The organism is Paraburkholderia mimosarum LMG 23256 = NBRC 106338 (genome assembly GCF_000739815.1).
Taxonomy (GTDB): Bacteria; Pseudomonadota; Gammaproteobacteria; order Burkholderiales; family Burkholderiaceae; genus Paraburkholderia; species Paraburkholderia mimosarum.
In genome coordinates, this window is sequence record NZ_BBJJ01000042.1 from 1 (window position 1) to 19,858 (window position 19,858).

Genomic DNA, 19,858 nt, shown 5'->3' on the forward strand with positions numbered 1-19,858 from the left:
GAGCAGCAACGGTTCAGCCAGCGGCAGTTCGGGCAGCGGCAGTTCGGGCAGCGGCAGCTCAGGCAGCAGTGGCCACGGAAACGGTGGCCAAGGTAGTGGTGGCCAGGGCGCTGGGGGTCAAAGTGGTCACGGCAATGGGGCGAATGGCGGCCATGGCGGCGGGAACGGCGGGAACGGCGGGAACGGCGGAAACGGCGGAAACGGCGGAAAAGGTTCGCATTAGAAAAACAACGCCGGGTATTACAGTGAGCCGCGGCCATCACACTCAGCGTTCAGCGCGCGCGGAGAGCGCTATCGGCCTCGACTGACCGCTGAGTGACCGGGAAAAGGACGGGCGAAGCCGCGACTCGGCAATGGCGGCGCGGCTGCCCGCATGGACGGCGGTTGTATCTGACTTCCCTGGCATTCAGTTGAACCTGGCTATCGCCTCCGACATCCCCGGACGCACGAGCAATCAAAGATAATCCGTTCCCGCAACTCCCCCAGCGTTTGTCGCGGCTTCCGTTTTGCTAGAGCCGAGGATTTCTCGAATGAGCCGTATCGCTCATATTCATTGAATGACAGCGCGAAGGCGAAAATGGCCTCGGTATCCTCGGGGTCGGGCAAATCCGCTTCGGTTGCCAGTGTTTCCACAAATAGAGGCCTGGGAACGAGAAATACCGGCAACGTGTACCAAGCCAGTGATAAGGCCAAGGCTTTTGGCCGCCTCGACAAGCGTTCGCACCGATTCGCGCGAAGTCACGTCCTCCGCGGAGCGCGGTCACCTCTTACGCGACCACACCTGCATCGGACAGCGTGTCTTTTGCTCGCCGCCCGGCTGCATTTGAAGCGCAGAACGCGCGGGGCGCTCAGAAAGCTACATCCGAAATGGAAAATGCGCGTCATGCGGGTGGACATGACGCGCGAAGGGGATACTCGCCGATTTCGACCAGCACGAAAGCGTCCAACATATCGGACCTGACGAGCCCTCTCACAATGTCGTTCGGCAGCCCAAGTCTATGCGTCCACCTATGAGACGGCCAGTCAGGATTTCCTGAAAAAATCGTCGTCCTGGCTGCAATCTTTCTGTTGTAAACACAACACCAACGATGTCTGTGATGCTTCCGTCCTGGCAGGCCCAGATGCTGCCCGGCCACGCCCCGGTGCAAGTGATGACGCCTTCAAGTCAGATCCAGACTACCATTGCGCGCCAACCGCGCTTCTTCTACGCTTTTTTTGTCGTTTCCGCTGGATCTGCGATGACCTCCCACCGGCACACCATCTTCACGGCGTTGCTCGCCGCCGCCCTGTTCGGCATCACCACGCCGCTCGCCAAGGCGCTGCTCGGCAGCGTGTCGCCATTCATGCTGGCCGGACTGTTCTATCTGGGCAGCGGTTCAGGGCTGGCGATCGTACTGCTGCTGCGCCGCGTCGCTGCGCGCCGCAACGACGCCTCAGCCAGTCATGACCCTGGGCACCATCCCGTGCAGAACCCCTTGCGCATTGCCGAACTGCCGTGGCTTGCCGGCGCGATCGCCGCGGGCGGCGTGGCGGCGCCCGCGCTGCTCATGCTCGGGCTCGGCACCACGCCCGCCGCCACGAGCGCGCTGCTGCTCAACCTCGAAGGCGTGCTCACGGCGCTCATTGCATGGTTCTGCTTTCGCGAGAACTTCGATGCGCAGATCGCGCTCGGCATGGTGGCGATCGTGGCGGGCGGCGTGCTTCTTTCATGGCCCGGCGCGCATGCCGGTGTTGCACCCGGCGCCCTGCTCGTGGCCGGCGCGTGCCTGTGCTGGGCCATCGACAACAATCTCACACGCAAGGTCTCGACCAATGACGCGATGGTCATCGCCTGCACCAAGGGGCTCGTGGCCGGTCCCGTGAACATCGGTGTTGCACTCGCCGCGGGCGCGCACTGGCCCGCGTGGCACGTGGCCAGCGGCGCCATGGCCGTGGGTTTTGCGGGCTATGGCGTGAGTCTCGTGTTATTCGTCGTCGCGCTGCGCCATCTCGGCACGGCGCGCACCGGCGCCTACTTTTCCGTGGCGCCGCTCTTCGGCGTGGCGCTTTCGCTGCTGCTATGGCCCGAGCGCCCCGCGCTCACCTTCTGGCTCGCGCTCGCGCTGATGGCGTTCGGCGTCTGGCTGCACGTGCGCGAGCGACATGACCACGCGCACACGCACGAGCCGCTGGAACACACGCACGCGCATCGGCACGACGCGCACCATCAGCACGAGCACGATTTCGCCTGGGACGGCACCGAACCGCACACGCACCCCCATCGTCACGCGCCGATCACGCATAGCCACGCGCATTACCCCGACGTGCACCATCGGCATGCGCATTGAGCGCTGGACCCCGCAGCCGGCGCGCTTTCCGATGCGGCGCCGGAACGGTTCCGCCATAGCGTCGGGTATCGGCCGAAAACGACGTCAAGATTTCCCAGGCGCGCCATGCCTTGGACGCGCAACATGCACTCGTCGAACCACACCAGGAGACACGTGCGATGGCGACCATCTACAGGGACATCTCCATTGAAGCCGCTGCGGAAGACGTCTGGGCCGCGCTGCGCGACCCCGCGAACGTTGCCCGAGTGTTTGCCGGCGTGCTGACCGATGCGCGCATGGAAAACGACGTGCGATGGGTCAGGTTCGCCAATGGCGACGTGATCGAGGAACGCGTGATCAGCGTCGATGACGCGCGCATGCGCATCGCCTATACGGTGGGTGGCGGACGTTTCGAGCATCATCACGCGACCATGCAGGTCGTGCCCGAAGTGCCCGCTGCACGCGGCCGCTGCCGCCTCGTCTGGATCAGCGACTTCAAGCCGGACGAACGGACCGGGATGGTCGAGCCGCTCATGGACGCGGGCTGCGCGGCGCTCCGCCGTAACCTCGGCGAGCACGGATGAGCGCCGTTCCCCATCAGGGACAGGCGTTGCCGCGTGCGCCTCGGGCGGACGTCCGACCGACAGCGGGCTTTGCTAAACGTTGGGGACTCGAGCAGGTTGCCCTGCCCACACCGGACTCGCTGACGCCGGCTGCGATTGACAGTTAGTTGCACGGAAAACCGTCGCCGGGCACGCGCTGGGTCGAACGGCACGCTCGTTGCCAGAGCGAAACCGGTCTGTGCGGCGGCGTCCATACCGGCACAGGCCTTGCGTCCAGAATGGTGCCAGATGAATCGATGACAGGAGCGGTGATGGGGGCAGGCAAATTAACGTTGATCGCGCAGGGCGTTGCTCTCTGGGTGAGCCTTGCAGGGACGCCGATAGCGCACGCAGCGGGGACTTTCGACGGCGACTGGAACGTGACGCTCACGTGCCCCAAAGTTGCCGGCGGGGCTTCCGGCTACCGGTACCAGTTTCCCGCCGAGATCCAGGAAAACGTCCTGCACGGCGAACATGGCAAGAGGGACGCCGCCGGCTGGCTCACGCTGGACGGCAAGCTCGAACCCGACGGATCGGCCACGCTCGTCGCCCAAGGTTTGACGAGTTCGCCGCCGGGTCGGGCCGACAGGCAGACGCCGTATACCTACGAGGTCAGCGCTCAATTCGACGCAACTACCGGCAGCGGCTCGCGCACGACCACGCGCAAATGCGACGCCGTGTTCTTCAAGGAATGACCAGTCGGAATTGCGGCCAGTTCGCGCGAATGACGCGTGGAAAAGAAAAAGCCCGCCAGAGAGGGCGGGCTGAATCCATATCGGAGACATGGAGGAGACGAAACAGATTATAGGGGTTTCCCCTAAGTCGCGCAACTGTTTTCTTCACGCCTCTGCATCAGGCCCGATTCATAGGCGCATGGACGTGATAGGCGTAGCGAACGAAGCGCCCACGCTGCGCGCTGTGCTGCCGGTCGACCTCCATGGCTGCGCGCGGCTCCATCTCGTTTCGGCGGCCGGACGCGCTGGCGGCGAGAACCCGCCTGCCGCCGGGCAGGAAGGCACCGGCGCGCAAACCCGTTGTGCGCTACCATCGCCGAATGTCCGAACACCCTCTGCCCGCAACCGCAGCTGCCGCGCCCCTCACGATGACGGCGCTGCGGCAAAGCCCGTATGCCACCGCCATGGCGGGCGCGATTGCACTGCTTGCCTGGTGTGCGCTCGCCGCGCAAACCGACCTGACGATCCACCGCATGGCGCTGCGCGGCTTCGATACGTTCGAGGCGATCGGCCGGCTCACCGCGTACCTCACCAACCTCACGGTGCTCCTCGTCGCGCTCACGTTCACCTGCGTTGCGCTGCGCGTGCGCGCGTGGCCGGGCCGATTCCTGAGCGCACCGGCAACAGTCAGTGCAGTCACGGTGTATATCGTTTTCGTTGGCATTGCTTACAATCTGCTGCTGCGGCATCTCTGGACACCGCATGGGTATCGCGCCTTGCTCAACGAAAGTCTGCACAGCCTCATCCCGCTGCTGTGTGCGGCGTACTGGCTGCTATTCGTGCCGCGCTTCGCCATCACCGCTCGCGAACTTCCCGCGTGGCTCGCCTATCCCCTCGGCTATCTCGCCGTTACGTTCTGGCGCGGCAGCGAGACGGACTTCTACCCGTATCCGTTCATCGACGTGGGGCAGCTCGGCTATGCTCACGTGCTCGTCAACAGTGCCTTGCTGCTCATCGCCTTCATGGTGCTGATGGCGTCCTTCATGACGATCAACGCGCGAAGGCGAGCTGCCGTGGCGGCAAACAACGGGCTCGGCGGAACGGACTTGCGGCGCCCCGACTCACTCGCCTCGCTCCAGCGAAGCAGCGCCCAGCATCACGACGTTTCTACCCACACGTAATCTGGCTTGGCAAGCGCACAGGATTCCAATTGCACATTCGAGCGCGCGTGGTCTGCTGTGCGCTATCGCCACTTCGTTCTGACTCCGATGCCTGTTTATATCGCCCTTCTGCGCGCAGTGAACGTCGGTGGAACCGGCAAACTCCCCATGGCAGAACTGCGCGCCATGTGTGAAGCGCTCGGTTTTGCACACGTACGCACCTACATCGCTAGCGGCAACGTGATGTTCGAGAGCGGCCTTGCAGAGGCCGCAGTAAAAAAGAAGCTCGAGCAGCGTCTGGAGGCATATGCGCGCAAGCCGATTGGCGCGGTAGTGCGTTCGGTTTCGGAACTGGCTGCCGTGCTACGTGCGAATCCGTTTCCCGATGCCGCGCCCGATCGCACCGTCGCCATCTTCCTGGATGCGCCACCGCCCGTCGACGCGCTCGAACAGGTGAGCGGCCAGAAGGCCGAGGAAATCGCTTTAGGTGTCCGTGAGATCTATGTGCATTACAAAGACGGCATTGGGCAGTCCAAGCTCAGGATTGCTGCAGCCAAAGCGGGAACGGCGCGCAACATGAATACGGTGGCGAAGCTTCTGGAAATGGCGCAAGCTTGAGCACCGCCCGGCTCGCGCCGCGACGCGGCAACACCGTAAAGGACGTTTTTTTGAACAACTCGAAGAAAAAACCATGATTACCTGCTACCTGCGTTACGTGATCGATCCGTACCGGCTCGAAGAATTCGAAACCTACGCGAGGATGTGGATTCCGCTAGTGGAAAAGTTCGGTGGCAAGCACCACGGCTACTTCCTGCCTTCCGAAGGCGCCAACAACATCGCGCTTGCGCTGTTTTCGTTCCCGAGCTTCGCGGCCTATGAAACGTACCGTGTGGACTCCATGAAGGACAGCGAATGCCAGGCAGCGTTTCATTACGCGGCACAGACACGCTGCATCGTGAGCTATGAGCGGAGTTTCTTCAGGCCGGTGTTGTCGTAGGCCGTCTGCACCCAACGTTTCGACTCATCGCGGATGACGAAAGCGCTTTGCAGCGAGTCCGCTCGCGAGCTGGCCTCGCGCCTTCACTTTACGGCGGAAGCGGCGGCCTTGCATACTACGGCATCCTGATCACCCGTGCCGCCACCGCAACCGATCGCACCGATGACCTTGCCGTCCTCGATTAGCGGAAAGCCGCCCGGAGATGCCACGAGATCTGGGTCGAGCGTGGCAACGTAGGCGTGGCCGCTTTCGAACTGTGTATAGAACTCGCGCGTCTCACGCCGAAAGCGCGCGGACGTGCGCGCCTTGCGCTGCGAAACCTCGACCGATGCATATTGCGCACCATCCATGCGCTCGAACGCAACGAGATCGCCATGCGGGTCGACCACGGCAATGTTCATTTTCCAGTCGCGCCTGCGCGCCTCGGCTTCCGCGAGCGCAAGCAGATGTTTCGCGACATCGAGAGCGACAGGCGGACCGTAAGGAATGTCGTGAGGCATGCGTTCTGGCACGCCAGCCGAGGACTGAGAGGAAGCGGACGCCGAGGGCGGCGCTGCCGAGGTCTGAGCCTGCGAGGCGGTTGCGAAGACGAGGCAGGCCGCGCCTGCGATCTGAACAGAGCGATGCATCGCACACTCCTTCATCGGCGGGCCGAAGCGCAGCGCGCATGGAGCCCAAGCCGATCAACATACTCGCGCGATACGCCGCGTGCAAGCTCTGCGCGCCCAGAACCTCAAAGTCAGCCCTCCTTTCCATCCACGCGCGCTGCGATGAGCCAACTGGCGTAGCGGCAGCAATACGCCGCAAATGCAACGACCCAGCAGGCTGCCGAGGCTTCGATCCAGAACGCGAGCCATTGCGGCGCGACCCACGGCCCGAGCACGCGAATCAGCGCGGCGAGTACGAGCAGCGCATAGCATGCGACGTCGACATAGCCTGCCACCAGTTTGCGGCCTGTGTGTCCGCGCGCCGTGCGCGTGATCATCGCCATGATCGCGCAACCGATCGCCCCCACCGTGAAGGCGTGAATAGCGATTGTGTGCGCAACGAAGCCCAGCGCGGAGAGCGCCAGCAGCGCGAACCCCACGAGTATCCATGCGTAGGCGACGTGCAGGATGGCAACGATCGGCCGGTTGCCGACACGCCACGAACGCCAGCCCCAAATGCGCGCGCCTTGCACGCACGCCGCTGCGCCCGCAACGACCGCGACGAGGACGCCGGATCCGAACGCGGCATCGAACACGAACGCGAAGAGGCTGAGCGGCATCACCAGGCGCTCGACCGCTTTCCAGCGCCGCGCAGTATGACCGGGCACGGCGTTGGCCGTGAACGATGGAATGATGCGTCCGCCGATAATCGTGATGAAGAGCACCAGCATGCCCACGGCGAGCCAGGCACTATGCAGCGCCCAGTCCGCGCGCAGGGCCAGCATCGAAACCTGGAACGCCACGTTCAGCGCGGCCAGCATGCCGAGCGCAACCGGCAGGAAAATGTTGTGGCTGTTCTTCGCGTGAACCAGCACGCGCAGCAGCACGAGCGCACACGCCGGCAGAAAGAGGCTGTCCACCACGGCGGCGATGGCGGGCGGTGCGTAGGCAACCGCGACGCGCCCCGCGAGCCACAGCAGCCACAACGCGGCAAGGGACTTGCCCTGCGCGGGCGTCACCGAGGTCCAGGCGCGCACGGCTGTCAGCAAAAAACCGGCGACGATCGCGGCGCCAAAGCCGAAGATCATCTCGTGCGCGTGCCAGAACATGCCCGGCAGATACGAACGAATACCCGGCAACGGGTGGCCGGACCACGCTGCCATCCAGGCCAGCAGCGCTGCGGCACCAAAGAGCGCTCCGCCGAGATAGAACGGCCGGAAGCCGAGCGCCCACAGCGCGAAACCGCCGCGAGCCGGCCGGCTGGGTTCTTCGATTCGAAAGACGTTCATGGTCGCTCACGCCAATATATTCATTTCGAATGCATCTTATATCGATTGCGAGAGAAATGCCGCTGCGACATCGATGGCCCCCTCGCCGCAGCGGCCGAAAATCCAGCCAGACGCCCGGGAAACCGACACGGGGCGTGGACGATGGAGGGATAGAACCGAGAGTGCGGTGTAATGTCGCCCCGGATTTTTTGCTTGTCGTTTCGCAGGCCGCTGGGTCTGCGCGAAGCCATGGACGACTGAACCTACACGGCGAGCCATCGTCTCACGGGAAGCATTCGGCAAGGAACCATGCATGACGCATTCAGCAGGCCATATCGATGTTGAAACGCTGTCCCGGATTGTTAACCGCGATGGAGGAAACAGAACATGGCAAAGAAGCAATCAGTTCGAACGTCAGCCAGCAACGCGAACAAACGCGTTCTCTCTGCCCCAGTATTCTCGCAGCCGCAGCCCACGCCCGATCCGCAAACCTTCGTCGTCAGACACGCATCCGATGCGGCCGCTTACCGGATGATCGATGAACTCAACCGGGAGCACAAACTCAAGGCGCTTCCGTTTCCCGCGCCGCGCGGGGGTGTCGAGCCCCGTCTGACACTCGCGGACGTGATCAACAACGATCGGAACGTTCTCGACAAGATCAATGCGAATGGACAAATCGTATTTCACTCCACGGGCGATTGCGGCAATACGAGAGGCCCGCAAACGCAGAATGAAGTCTCAGAAAAGATGGTCAGCGACTTCGACGAAACCGATCCTGCCGAAGTCCCGCAATTCAACTTTCTGCTCGGCGACATCGTCTACAGTTTCGGCGAAGCGCAGTACTACTACGATCAGTTTTACGAACCTTATCGCGACTATCATGCGCCGATCCTCGCAGTAGCCGGCAATCATGATGGAATGATCTCGCCTCTACAGCATGAAAAGAGTCTGCAAGCTTTCCTGCGCAACTTCTGTTCAGACTGCTTTGAGGTCTCGCCCGACGCGGGCCATCTTTCACGTACTGCGCAGATTCAGCCGGGCGTTTTCTTCACATTCGAAGCTCCGTTCGTGCGCATCATCGCGTTGTACAGCAATACGCTAGAAGATCCTGGCGTGATTGCCGATAGGGACATCGGCAACAGTCAGCTGAAATTTCTCAAGGCCGCGCTGATGCGGGTGAAGAAGGAAGGCTACAAGGGGGCATTGCTGTTCGCGCATCATCACCCGCCGTATGTTGCGCGCGGACGTCATGGCTGGAGTATCGAAATGCAGCGGCAGATCGATGCAATCTGCAACGAGGTCGGCGTATGGCCTCACGCCGATCTTGCGGGTCACGCGCACAACTACCAGCGCTTTACGCGCACACGGCCGGACGGCACCCACATCCCATACATCGTGTGCGGCAACGGCGGGCACGGTGTGCAGCGACTGACCACCAACGGGCAACCGCCGCTTCGCGCGCCGCAACTGCTCCAGGCCGCAACGGAGAACACCGATGCCGTTGTCATCGAAAACTACGACGACCGGAATTACGGCTATTTGCGCATCGTGGCGGACGCAACCCAGTTGCGGATCGAATATCACGCCGCAGTCGACGGCCCCTATACCAAGGCGCCCGACGATCAGGTGACCGTGGATCTGGCGACCCGCCAGCTTTCCCACTACGTGGCCCGTAATGCCGGAATACCCGCACTGGCCGAGCGCATTCGGGCGTTCGCGCAAGGCGGGAAATCCAGCGGATGACGTCGTGAAAAGCCACACGACCCGATGACCACGGCTTGAGCATGCGTTAGCCGAGGCCATCGCGTCAGGTAGCACGCCTCGCGAGCCTTGGGGCAGTCACTTCCCTCCAGTCCATACGTGCCCACGAATGCGCCTGCGATCGGCGATCTGTTCGGTGCCTTCCGGTTCCAGACAGTCAAGGAGTCCGAATCAGAAAGCAGGAACGAGGGCGCAACCGGGATGCTCCCACTCTGACTGCGCTGAATAGTATCGCTACAGGCCGCTCGCCCAGGGACTGCTCATGCCCTGTGCCAGGAGACCGAGCAGGTCGAGGCGACTCGTGCACGGCATCAGCCAGCACTGGGTCGCCACGGCGCCGCTTTTTCGAGGTCCCTGGGCGCGCACAGCCGCGTTCGAGAGCCATGAGAGCCAATAGAAACTCGAACGCGTTGTATTTTCATATCATTTGCGTTTTCGTTTGCCGTGTTGAGCAATGAACTGGAGTGCGTCCAGCACGCATGAGCCAGGATCGCGCAACCATGACATGGATCAAAAGGTGCGATCTCCCCCCTCTTACGATGAGACCTGGGCCGAGGCTGCCCACTGGCCCGGCAGTCGTGCGTCAAACGGCATGCGTGAACGACTCGCGCAATCCGCATCGAATGCGGTCCCCTGCGCCGCCGTGGCCACGGAATCGATCAAGAGGGGGAGGCACGCCAAATCATGAACCGCTACCTACATTTCGGACCGGAGCACAGGATTCGCCCGGCCCCGACTGCCGAAGAAATTCTGCAGGACACACAAAACTTCTCACTGGTGCTAGGCGGCCCGCTCTTCCAGCTTCTGCGCCGCACGCACATGGCCGACGATGCGCTCGATCTGGTACGCCAGCGGGTGATCGTCATCTCGCTCGTGGCGTGGCTGCCCCTCCTCGCGCTCGCTGCTCTCGACGGACACTTGCTGGGCAGCCAGGTGACCGTGCCATTCCTGATGGACCTGGAAGTTCACATCCGCTTCCTCGTGGCGGTGCCCCTGCTCATCATCGCCGAACTGGTCGTGCATCGGCGCCTGCGTCCGATCGCGCGGGCATTTCTCGACCGGAAGATCATCCCGGAAGCGTCCGTGACGCGGTTCGACGAAGCCGTCCGATCGGCATTCCGCTTGCGCAATTCGGTAGCCGCTGAGCTGATCATGATCGCTCTCGTGTACGGCGTGGGCGTTCTCGTTGTCTGGCGCCAATACATGGCACTGCAAACGACGTCGACCTGGTATGCGATACCGTCCTCCGGCGGCTTGACTCTTTCGCACGCGGGATTGTGGTACGCCTTTATCAGTGTGCCAATATTCCAGTTCCTGTTGATCCGTTGGTACTTCCGGCTCTTCATCTGGACGAGGCTGCTCTGGCAGGTGTCGCGCATCGAACTGAGCCTCCTTCCCACGCATCCCGATCGCGTCGGCGGTCTCGGATTCCTTTCCAATACTGTCTATGCGTTCATGACACTCCTCGCCGCGCACGGCGCCATGCTCGCCGCCCAGTTCGCCAACCGGATTTTCTTCGCAGGTGCGGCACTCACGGAGTTCAAGGCCGAGACGGGGGCAATGGTTGTCTTCCTGCTGTGCCTCGTCTTTGGTCCGTTACTGGTTTTCGCGCCGCAGTTGGCCCAGGCGAAGCGGACCGGCCTGAGCGAATATGGCATGCTGGCCGAACGATACGTGCGGGAATTCGACACCAAGTGGCTGCGGGGCGGCTCGCCTGACGGCGAGCCGTTGGTGGGGAGCGGCGATATTCAGTCGCTTGCCGATCTGGCCAACAGTTTCGACGTGGTGCGAACCATGCGCATCGCACCGATTACCAGGGATGCGGTCATTCGCCTCGCGGCCGCGGTGCTCATACCGATCCTGCCGCTGGCACTGACGATGATGTCGCTGGAAGATCTGATCAAACGGCTCTTCGGATTGGTATTCTAGGCGTGCCTGGAAGTGCCGGTCTGCGACCGACGTTTGGGCGCCGAGGCAAGCATCAATGCGCGCGGCCGAAAAAAGCCTGCGCGCCTTCCGAGGGTGTCAATCCTGCGGCGAAATAGCCTTCGAGCCGCTCGGCCTTGGCGTCGTCGAGCAAGAACGGCGGACGCACGAGTCCCTCGGCCACGGCGTGGTCGTACCACCGGCTCATCCATTGACGCAGATTCGTCTCGTACTGGGACAAGCCATCCTCCGGCGCAATATCGTCCATGCGCAATCTCCCACGCGGCCGCCGCACCCGTGAACGCGACGTGTCCGCCATTTCTCCATCGGGCAGGCATGACGCAATGCCTGCCGCTCAGTTCAGGCCGCTACGCGCCCCAACCCCATCGAAGGACGCATGGTCTCGGGCGGAAACACCTGCCAGCCGCGATCGGCATGGCGGAAGAAAAAGAGCGCACGCGGCCCGTCCGCCGTCTGCGCCTCGACGTACACGCTGACGATCCGTCCCGATGGAGAACGATGCACCGTCACCACCCGCGCCGTCTGCCTGCTGGTGGGGCACAGCCACTTCACGACCGCTGCCCCCAACGACTGCCGCACTGCCATCGCCTTTCCCCCACACTCCGCCCGAAAGCATCGTAGGCAGCCGTAAAACCGGCCGCCATCGGGACGGGTAGATAGATCCTTCGGGAATGGCTGGTTCGTTTGTCAGGATTTCCTTCCGGCCGCGCGTGGCTCGCGTCTATTCGCTGATCAGACCATGGCGAATCGCGTAGCGGATCACCTCGGCGTTGTTGGTGAGCCCGAGCTTTTGCATCAACCGCATCTTGTGCGTGCTGATCGTCTTGGCGCTGAGCGCGCACGTATCGGCGATGTCGTTGATGCTCCTGCCCGCCGCCAGCATCTGCAGCACCTGGAACTCGCGGTCCGAGAGGACCTCGTGCGGCGGCACATCGCCCGAATGCTTCTCGAACACCATCGCGTCCACAAGTTTGGGGTCGATAAAGCGGCCACCGTCCGCGAGTTTGCGGATCGCGGCGAGGAGCACGTCCGGGTCGCTGTCCTTCGTCACATACCCCGTGGCGCCGGCGCGCAGCGCGCGGGACGCGACCTGCGCCTCGTTGTGGATGCTGAGCACGAGCACCGGCAACGCAGGCTGCTCGGCGCGCACGCGGCGGATGAGATCGACGCCGCTGATGCCCGGCATCGTCATGTCCAGCAGCAAGAGATCGAAGTCGCAGCTTCTCAGCTTTTCGATCACCTCCGAACCCTGCCCCGCTTCCGCCGTCACGGCGATGTCGGCCGTCGTCGCGAGGATCTGCTTGAGTCCGCCACGCACGATGGCATGGTCATCGGCGATGAGTATTCTGATCATGGGCTGGAACTGCCTTCTAGCGGAACATGGATCGAAATCAGGGTGCCCGTTGCGGCTTCCTTGCCGGCCCGGCTTTCGATGATCAACGTACCACCAATCAACCTTGCGCGCTCGGCCATGCCAAGCAGGCCGTACGCGTATTTTCCATGCGCCGCTGCCACGTCGAATCCGCGGCCGTCATCGCGAACGAGCAGATCGAGCGAGCCCGGCCCCGCGGTGAGCATGACGCGCACGCGCGTAGCCGCCGCGTGGCGCGCGACGTTCGTCAACGCGGCCTCGACGATACGAAAGAGGGCCGTCGTCTGCGCGTCCGTCAAGGCGGGCTCGCGGGCTTCGATGTGCAACTCGCACGGGATGGCGTGGCGCCGGCTCCATTGACCGGTCAGCCACTCGAGCGCCGAAACGAGGCCAAAGTTGAGCGCGGCGGGCCGCAGGTGGCTGGCGACGTTGCGGACCATCCAGATCGTGCCTTCGACCAGTTCACGCATGTCGTCTGCCCGCCCGATCGCCTCGGGATCGTCGGTGAGCCGCATCCTCAGCAGCGAGACATCCATCTTCAGCACGGTGAGCAACTGGCCCAGTTCGTCCTGTATCTCCAGCGCGCTTCGCTTGCGCTCGTCTTCGCGAATTCCTTCCAGATAGGCCGACAGTTCGCGCTGCTGCTCGCGCGAGCGAACGAGTTCTTCCTCGACGCGCTTGCGCCCCGATATGTCGTGCAGCCCAACGTAAATGGCGGGCGCGCTCTCATACGTCGACACCCTCGCCGTCGCCATGGCCCAGAACTGCGTCCCGTCGGGCCGGCACAGTTCGACCTCCGCATCGTCGAAGCTGCCTTGAGCGGCAAGACAGCGCACCAGCCGCTCGCGCTCGGCCGGATCGACGTAAAAATCGGCAATCTCGACGTTAGCGCACGCCGCCTCCTCGAGACGAAACAGTTCGCGAAACCGCGCGTTGGCATAGAGAAGTTTGCCGTCCGGCATCGACGTAATGCCCATCGCAACCGGACCTGATTCGACAATCGCGCGAAACCTCGTTTCGCACGCGCTCAGGCGGCCTTCGAGATCGCGCCGCGCGGCGACCTGGGCGGCCAGTTCCACCTTCACGCGGGCGAGTTCGGAGGCACATCGCGCGACGCGCTGCGTGAGCTCCTCGCGCACATGCGCGAAAGCCGCCTGCATTCGACGCTGATTCCCGGCGGCTTCGAACAGTTCGCGCTGCTGCGTGGCGATCCGCTGCTGAGCGGTGCGCAACGCGACGTGCGCGCGCACCCTGGCCATCAGTTCCTCGACGCGTACAGGCTTCGACACGTGGTCGGCTGCGCCGGCCCTGAACGCATCGGAGAGGTCGCGATGGCTGCACGCCGGCATCATGAGCAAGACCGGAATATCGCGTGTGCGCTCGTCCAGTCTGAGGCGCAGACAGGTGGCGAGGCCGTCCACACGGGCGGCCTCGCCATCGAGCAGAATCAAGTCCGGCTGCGAAAGGCGCGCGCGTTCCAGCACATCGAGGCCGTCGCTCGCGGCGAGCGTCCGGAACCCCTCCCATACGAAGTGATCCGCGATCAGGCTGGTCTCGTTCGGCGTGCCGGCCGCCACCAGGATCGTGCCGGGCATCGCCGTGGCGATGCGCAACCCAGGCTGGGCGCTCATGGCGACGCGCCCCCAGGAACGTTCCGTTTCGCGCGCTCCCCCATCCACCCCTCACGCTGGATGCCTTTGCGCGCGCTGCACCACGTACAAGCCCCGCTGGTAGTCGTCATGTCCACAGTCGCTCCGGCCCTGGTTCCATTGTTTTTGCTTGCTGCCGAAGCCATGGCCCTTCGGCAACGTTTATCAGCGGACTTGCTCGCCCCGTTAGCCTTCCCCTCCCACGCTCCAGCGTGGCAGCGAATCAGCGAACGAATGACTCGCGGTGGTTTGCGCACGGTCGATCAATTCGTCGAGATGGCTGGCGAGTTCGCCGAGCACCGACAACGCGTACGGATCGAGCTTGTCCGCGTGGTTGCGGCGCAGATCCTTCATCGTTTCCTGCAAACGCCGTATCGTGTGCGGGCGGCAGTCCGATAGCGGCCAGCAGTGCATCAGGTAAGCCAGCGGTGTGAGATTGCGCGACTCGCACCATGTGTCGAACAGGCGCATGCAGATCGTGTTGACGTCCTGAACGCACGTGTTGCGGCCCACCACCCCGGAAATCATTGCACGTTGCCTCTGCAGCTTCGGATTGACACCCGCTTCATCATGAACCTGCCCAATGACCGCTGGCAGTCGTCTTCGACTGCAAACGAGAAAGGGCAATCCTGAATCGCGCGTCAGGAAATCCTGAACATCGGCCGCCGCGCCGTGGATTGCGCCCTTGAATTGCAGCGCTGGGTTCAGCCCGCAGTTCATCGGATTGTCGGCACGATTCCGTCGCGCTATGCTGCCGAATCATTAAGGCACGGACAGGTATGGGGCTTCGCACCGGCCCCGACACATTGCCCCGTCCATACTCATTGCACCGTCGCCTTGTCGACTGACCCTTCGGTTCCAAAGAGCGCCCCGCGTGGCTTACGCTGATTTCGTATGAACAGAAGACAGATGATCGCGCGATGCATTGGCATCGGCGCGAGTCTTGCGACGACCCGGGCGAGTCTTGCGTTACCGGTCGGCCGCGCGCCGGCGCGAGTCGTGTTCCTGAATCCGGGGGAAAGCGTGGAGCACGATACCGGCCGGCACTGGCAACTCGTCTCGCGCTTCATGGCGGCGACGGCGAAGCGTTTCGGCATGGAACTCGAAGTGCTGTATGCCGAACGCGATCATCTCCTGATGCTCCGCCAGGCCGAATCCGTCGCGGCCCGGTCAGAGGCACCGGACTACGTGGTCATCGTCAACGAAAAACTGGCGGCGCCCCAGATGCTGCAGACGCTGGCGCGCTCCCCGGCCAGAATCCTGCTGATCCACAACGATCTGACCGAAGCCCAGCGGGCGCGAACGGGCAACGAACGCGGCCGGATCGCGAACTGGATCGGCACCATCACCGCCAACGCAGAGCGCGGGACTTTCCGGCTCATGGATTACCTGATGCGAGTGAACGGCAGCACGCCGGCCAGCGTGATCGGCATTACCGGCGACCCTGCCACACCGGTTTCGGCGGAGCGCGCCGCCGGGGCACAGGCCGCGCTCGCGCGCCGGCCGGAGGACCATATCGACCAGCTCGTCTACGGCGACTGGAGTTTTGCCGACGGCCGTGACAAGGCACGTGTGCTCCTGTCACGCTATCCGGATGCCAACATCATCTGGGGTGCCAACGATTCGATGACGCTTGGCGCGTTGAGCGCGGTACGGGAGCGGCATCTCTCCACCACCGTTGGGGGCGTCGGCGCGCTGTCCGAAGCTGTTGCGTCGGTGATTCGCGGCGAGCTGGCCGCAATCGTGGCGGGCGATCAGTTCATCGGCGCATGCGCCATGGTGCTGATCCACGACTACCATCACGGCGCGGATTTCGCGCAAGTGGGCGGACCGCGTCAGCGGCTCGACTACCTGAAGGTCCTCCATGGCGCCAACGCCGAGCGTTACTACGAAATGACCTTTCAAGACCGCGCTTCCCTCGACTTCAGCGGCTTTTCGCGTGTTCTGAGCCACCGCGCAGGCGCGTACACCTTCGATCTCGATGCCCTGCTCAATTCTGCTTCGAAGGCCGCGTGATGGGGCTGGCACGGTGGCCATCACGTCCACGGCAACGCTTCCCGCGCAGCCTGCATGCGCAACTCATACTTTCGCTGCTGGTGCTGTGTACGCTGGTCGCGGGGACGTCAGCCTTCGTCCTGCTCGAGCATGCGCGCGAAAGCCGGATCGCCGAACTCGATGAACGCGCGAACCGCATTGCCGACCTCCTGGGTCAATCGCTCGCACAACCGCTATGGAACGTCGATCGCGACGCGATCGCGCGCCAGCTGAACGCCCTGCAACCGAACCCGGAGGTGGTTCGCCTCACCGTCACCGCGACGAATTATGGCGTGCTCGCGGATGCGCGCAACGCGCCGATGCCTGCCCCGGACCGGCAGGTCGTGCGCGTGCGCCCCATTGAATTCGCGCCGCCCGGCGACGTTCCTGCAGAAAAGATCGGCGAGGTCAGCGTGGTATTGACGAAAGCGCTGGCCGAACGAGGGTTCCAGACCGCGCGTGCCGCCGTGCTCGCGACCCTGGCGCTCGTGCTCGCGGTGCTCTACCTCACGACGTTCCTGCTTACAAAGCACCTGGTACGAGAACCCATTCGACGGCTCGAGGACATGGTCGATCGCATCGCCTCCGGCGATCTCGACAGCCGATGCGCGATCGAATCCAGCGTCGAACTCGGCCGGCTCGCCTCGCGCGTCAACGTCATGGCCGACCGGCTACGCGAGTCCACGGCGTCGCTCAGGGAGAGCGAGCGCAAGTACCGCAGCATCATCGAGCACTCGCTGGAAGGATTCTTCGTGCTCGATCGAAACGGCAAGCTCTGCGAAGCGAATCCCGCGATGGTCCAACTGCTCGGCTATCGCGACATCGAGAGCATGAAGGCGGCGCTTGCGCATGAGGTGCCCGCCGTTCGTGTTCTACGCCCGCCTTTCTCCGCCGCGACGACTGCTCACCTGTTCTCGATGCTCCCACTCACGGGAAAGATCGCGGGACTGGAAATCCAGCTGACTCGCGCCGACGGCAGCGCGGTCTGGTGCCAACTCAATGCCCGCGGGATACGCTACGACGGCGCAGACCCACAATACCTCGAAGGGCAACTGACCGACATTACCGACCGCAAGCAGGCGATGGAAGTGCTCACACGTCATCGCGATCAACTCGCGGAGGAAGTGCGCGAACGCACGCGGACCGAGCAGCTTCTTCGCCATTCGCGCGAACAGTTGCGGCAGCTCTCATCCCATCAGGAGTCGATCCGCGAAGAGGAGCGGCGGCAGATCGCCATGACGATCCACGACGAACTGGGCCAGTTGCTAACCGCAATCAAGATCAACGTGTCCTTGCTGAAGCTCGCTCTGAGCCAGGGCGCCGACTGGAAGCAGAAGGTGGCGGACATCGGCCATCTGGCCGAACGCACCATCGACATCGTCCGTAACGTCGCGAGTCACCTGCGCCCGGCCGCCCTGAACTTCGGACTGCTTTCCGCGCTCGAATGGCTCGTCCAGGACTTCACGCGCCATAACGCGACAGCTTGCAGTTTCCGGCTCGAAGGCCGCGAGCCCGCGTTGAGCGACGATCGCGCGACAGCTGTTTTCCGCATCGCCCAGGAGGCGCTCACCAACGTTAGCCGGCACGCTCATGCCTCGCACGCGGAGGTAGTCCTCCGTTGCGTTCACAACCATTTCGAGCTCGAAGTTCATGATGACGGATGCGGCTTCGACGTCACGAAAGCGGTCCGTGGCAATTCGTATGGTCTGCAAGGCATGCGCGAGCGCGCGCGAATGATTGGCGCGCAATTTCAGATCGAGAGCCGGGATGGCCCGGGGTCGACTGTCCGCCTCGTTTTCAACGAGACGCCGGAGAACGTCGGCCGGGGCTTGCCCGCCGACAACGAATTCAAATAACGACTTCTGCCCGCCGCCGCTACCGGTGCGCACCCTGGTAGTCCTCTACACTTTCCGCATGCTGTGCAGAAATCGTCATGACGCGCACCCCAAACGACCAAGACGCGCACATTTTCGCTACCTAGACTGCATTGGCCGATCCCGCCACGTTGCGCGACGACGCGAAAACCACTCGCCGGCACCGAAGCACCGAGCGTCCGGCATCGCCCAACATGCACCTGAGGGGAAGTGAAAAGTGAAACTGAAGGTAATGCGCTCCGCGCTCGTAGTCGCCGGGGCATGCTCATGCGCCGCCGCCCACGCCGCCGATGTCGTCAAGATTGGTTTTGCAGCGCCGCTCACGGGCGCGCAGTCGAACTATGGCACGGACATGCAAAAAGGCGTGCTGCTGGCCATCAACGATTTCAACGCCACGCGCCCCACGATCGGCGGCAAGCCGGTATCGTTCGAACTCGATTCGCAGGACGACCAGGCCGACCCGCACACGGGTACCGTGGTTGCGCAGCGCCTGATCGACAACGGCGTACGCGGAATCATCGGCCACTTCAACTCGGGCACCAGCATTCCCGCCTCGGATCTGTACAATCGCGCCGGACTGCCGCAGATTTCGATGGCAACGTCCCCGGTCTACACGGCTCGCGGCTACAAGACGACGTATCGTCTGTTGACGAGCGACGCACAGGCCGGCCGCATCGTGGGCGCCTATGTCGTCAAGTCGCTGCACTTCAAGCGCATTGCGATCATCGACGACCGCACGGCGTACGGTCAGGGCATCGCAGACGAATTCGCGAAGGCGGTCGAGGCGGCCGGCGGCACGGTGATCAAGCGTGACTACACGAACGACAAGGCGCTCGACTTCTCTGCAATCCTCACGAATATCAAGGGCCTCGGTCCGGACGCGGTGTTCTACGGCGGCGGCGACGCGCAATCGTCGCCGATGATTCGCAAGATGCGCCAGCTCGGCATCAAGGCGGCGTTCGTGACCGGGGAAATGTCGCGCTCGCCTACCTTCCTCAAGATCGGCGGCAGCGCAGCGGAAGGTGCGATCGTCTACATGGGCGGTTTGCCGAAGGACAAGATGCCCGGCTTCGCCAGCTATGCAACGCGCTACAAGGCGCGCTTTGGCGAGGAACCCATCACGTATTCACCGTACTCGTACGATGGCACGATGGCGCTTCTCACCGCCATGAAGAACGCGAACTCAACCGATCCGAAGGTCTACGGCGCGTATCTCGACAAGCTGTCGATCAAGGGCGTATCCGCTGCGACAATTTCCTACGATTCGACCGGCGACCTCAAGGACGCACCGGTGACGATCTACAAGGTTCAGCACGGCGACTTCAAGCCCGTCCACACCATTGCAGGCAGTTGATGAGCAATTGATTTACCGGCGGGTCCAGGGCGGCCCCGCCGGCTAGTGCCCTTCTCTCCCAGGCTGCATAAATAAACGTGCGCGGAATATCGCGAATTTCTTCGCGCGCGAGGAAGGCGCACGCCCTGTCCAATTCCGCCAGGTGTTGGCGGAATCGGCCGATTGATCTATGGGACGAAGTGGCCCATATTCGATTTGGTGCGCGAACTGCGG

The 19,858-nt window shown here is 63.2% G+C and carries 19 protein-coding genes; 12 read left to right on the forward strand and 7 right to left on the reverse strand.

What is annotated here, in order from left to right; translation table 11 throughout:
• From BMI01S_RS24835 to BMI01S_RS24865, 7 genes are all read left to right on the forward strand, one after another.
• Window positions 1–308, forward strand: a 308-nt coding sequence (locus tag BMI01S_RS24835) for a hypothetical protein (protein ID WP_218002757.1), incomplete at its 5' end; no start/stop codon positions are given.
• Between the two features lie 930 nt (window positions 309–1,238).
• Complete coding sequence (locus tag BMI01S_RS24840; protein WP_028213895.1) at window positions 1,239–2,327, forward strand: DMT family transporter; 1,089 nt, start codon at window positions 1,239–1,241, stop codon at window positions 2,325–2,327.
• 158 nt (window positions 2,328–2,485) lie between these two features.
• Window positions 2,486–2,890, forward strand: coding sequence for an SRPBCC family protein (locus BMI01S_RS24845; protein WP_028231857.1), 405 nt, complete (start codon window positions 2,486–2,488; stop codon window positions 2,888–2,890).
• Window positions 2,891–3,180: 290 nt separating this feature from the next.
• Window positions 3,181–3,603 carry a hypothetical protein gene (locus tag BMI01S_RS24850; protein WP_042290904.1) on the forward strand — a complete coding sequence of 141 codons (423 nt, stop codon included), beginning with the start codon at window positions 3,181–3,183 and terminating at the stop codon, window positions 3,601–3,603.
• Window positions 3,604–3,962: 359 nt separating this feature from the next.
• Window positions 3,963–4,763 (forward strand): Pr6Pr family membrane protein, encoded by an 801-nt coding sequence (locus tag BMI01S_RS24855; RefSeq protein WP_167334432.1) that lies wholly within the window; start codon window positions 3,963–3,965, stop codon window positions 4,761–4,763.
• Between the two features lie 87 nt (window positions 4,764–4,850).
• Complete coding sequence (locus BMI01S_RS24860) at window positions 4,851–5,360, forward strand: DUF1697 domain-containing protein (RefSeq protein WP_028231855.1); 510 nt, start codon at window positions 4,851–4,853, stop codon at window positions 5,358–5,360.
• A gap of 73 nt (window positions 5,361–5,433) precedes the next feature.
• Window positions 5,434–5,739, forward strand: coding sequence for an NIPSNAP family protein (locus tag BMI01S_RS24865; protein ID WP_028213891.1), 306 nt, complete (start codon window positions 5,434–5,436; stop codon window positions 5,737–5,739).
• A gap of 83 nt (window positions 5,740–5,822) precedes the next feature.
• Here BMI01S_RS24865 and BMI01S_RS24870 read toward each other — a convergent pair whose 3' ends face one another.
• The gene (locus BMI01S_RS24870) at window positions 5,823–6,368 is read right to left on the reverse strand and encodes a GlcG/HbpS family heme-binding protein (protein ID WP_154671342.1); all 546 of its coding nucleotides are present in this window, start codon (window positions 6,366–6,368) and stop codon (window positions 5,823–5,825) included.
• 110 nt (window positions 6,369–6,478) lie between these two features.
• Entirely contained in the window at window positions 6,479–7,675 is a 1,197-nt protein-coding gene (locus BMI01S_RS24875; protein WP_028231853.1) for an NnrS family protein, read from the reverse strand.
• Between the two features lie 510 nt (window positions 7,676–8,185).
• Here BMI01S_RS24875 and BMI01S_RS24880 point away from each other — a divergent pair.
• A complete protein-coding gene (locus BMI01S_RS24880) occupies window positions 8,186–9,397 on the forward strand; it encodes a metallophosphoesterase family protein (protein WP_244145394.1) in 1,212 nt (403 codons plus the stop codon).
• Window positions 9,398–10,234: 837 nt separating this feature from the next.
• On the forward strand, window positions 10,235–11,344 hold the full coding sequence (locus tag BMI01S_RS24885) for a hypothetical protein (protein WP_244145393.1): 1,110 nt from the start codon (window positions 10,235–10,237) through the stop codon (window positions 11,342–11,344).
• A 52-nt stretch (window positions 11,345–11,396) separates the two neighbouring features.
• Here BMI01S_RS24885 and BMI01S_RS24890 read toward each other — a convergent pair whose 3' ends face one another.
• The 5 genes from BMI01S_RS24890 to BMI01S_RS39330 all read right to left on the reverse strand — a co-directional run bounded on the left by BMI01S_RS24890 (window position 11,397) and on the right by BMI01S_RS39330 (window position 14,911).
• Window positions 11,397–11,609: a hypothetical protein gene (locus BMI01S_RS24890; RefSeq protein ID WP_028213885.1), complete on the reverse strand. Its 213-nt coding sequence runs from the start codon at window positions 11,607–11,609 to the stop codon at window positions 11,397–11,399.
• 92 nt (window positions 11,610–11,701) lie between these two features.
• The gene (locus tag BMI01S_RS24895) at window positions 11,702–11,947 is read right to left on the reverse strand and encodes a hypothetical protein (protein ID WP_028213884.1); all 246 of its coding nucleotides are present in this window, start codon (window positions 11,945–11,947) and stop codon (window positions 11,702–11,704) included.
• Between the two features lie 136 nt (window positions 11,948–12,083).
• Complete coding sequence (locus BMI01S_RS24900) at window positions 12,084–12,716, reverse strand: response regulator (RefSeq protein ID WP_028213883.1); 633 nt, start codon at window positions 12,714–12,716, stop codon at window positions 12,084–12,086.
• Complete coding sequence (locus BMI01S_RS24905) at window positions 12,713–14,365, reverse strand: response regulator (RefSeq protein ID WP_081723497.1); 1,653 nt, start codon at window positions 14,363–14,365, stop codon at window positions 12,713–12,715. The genes BMI01S_RS24900 and BMI01S_RS24905 overlap by 4 nt, the downstream gene beginning before the upstream one ends.
• A gap of 204 nt (window positions 14,366–14,569) precedes the next feature.
• Entirely contained in the window at window positions 14,570–14,911 is a 342-nt protein-coding gene (locus BMI01S_RS39330) for a hypothetical protein (RefSeq protein ID WP_081716167.1), read from the reverse strand.
• A gap of 381 nt (window positions 14,912–15,292) precedes the next feature.
• Here BMI01S_RS39330 and BMI01S_RS24915 point away from each other — a divergent pair, with 381 nt between their 5' ends.
• From BMI01S_RS24915 to BMI01S_RS24925, 3 genes are all read left to right on the forward strand, one after another.
• Window positions 15,293–16,399, forward strand: a complete 1,107-nt coding sequence (locus tag BMI01S_RS24915; RefSeq protein ID WP_255217822.1) for an ABC transporter substrate-binding protein — start codon at window positions 15,293–15,295, stop codon at window positions 16,397–16,399.
• The gene (locus tag BMI01S_RS24920; RefSeq protein ID WP_042290907.1) at window positions 16,399–18,273 is read left to right on the forward strand and encodes a PAS domain S-box protein; all 1,875 of its coding nucleotides are present in this window, start codon (window positions 16,399–16,401) and stop codon (window positions 18,271–18,273) included. The genes BMI01S_RS24915 and BMI01S_RS24920 overlap by 1 nt, the downstream gene beginning before the upstream one ends.
• 250 nt (window positions 18,274–18,523) lie before the next feature.
• Window positions 18,524–19,645 (forward strand): branched-chain amino acid ABC transporter substrate-binding protein, encoded by a 1,122-nt coding sequence (locus tag BMI01S_RS24925; RefSeq protein ID WP_407669061.1) that lies wholly within the window; start codon window positions 18,524–18,526, stop codon window positions 19,643–19,645.
• Window positions 19,646–19,858: the final 213 nt, after the last annotated feature.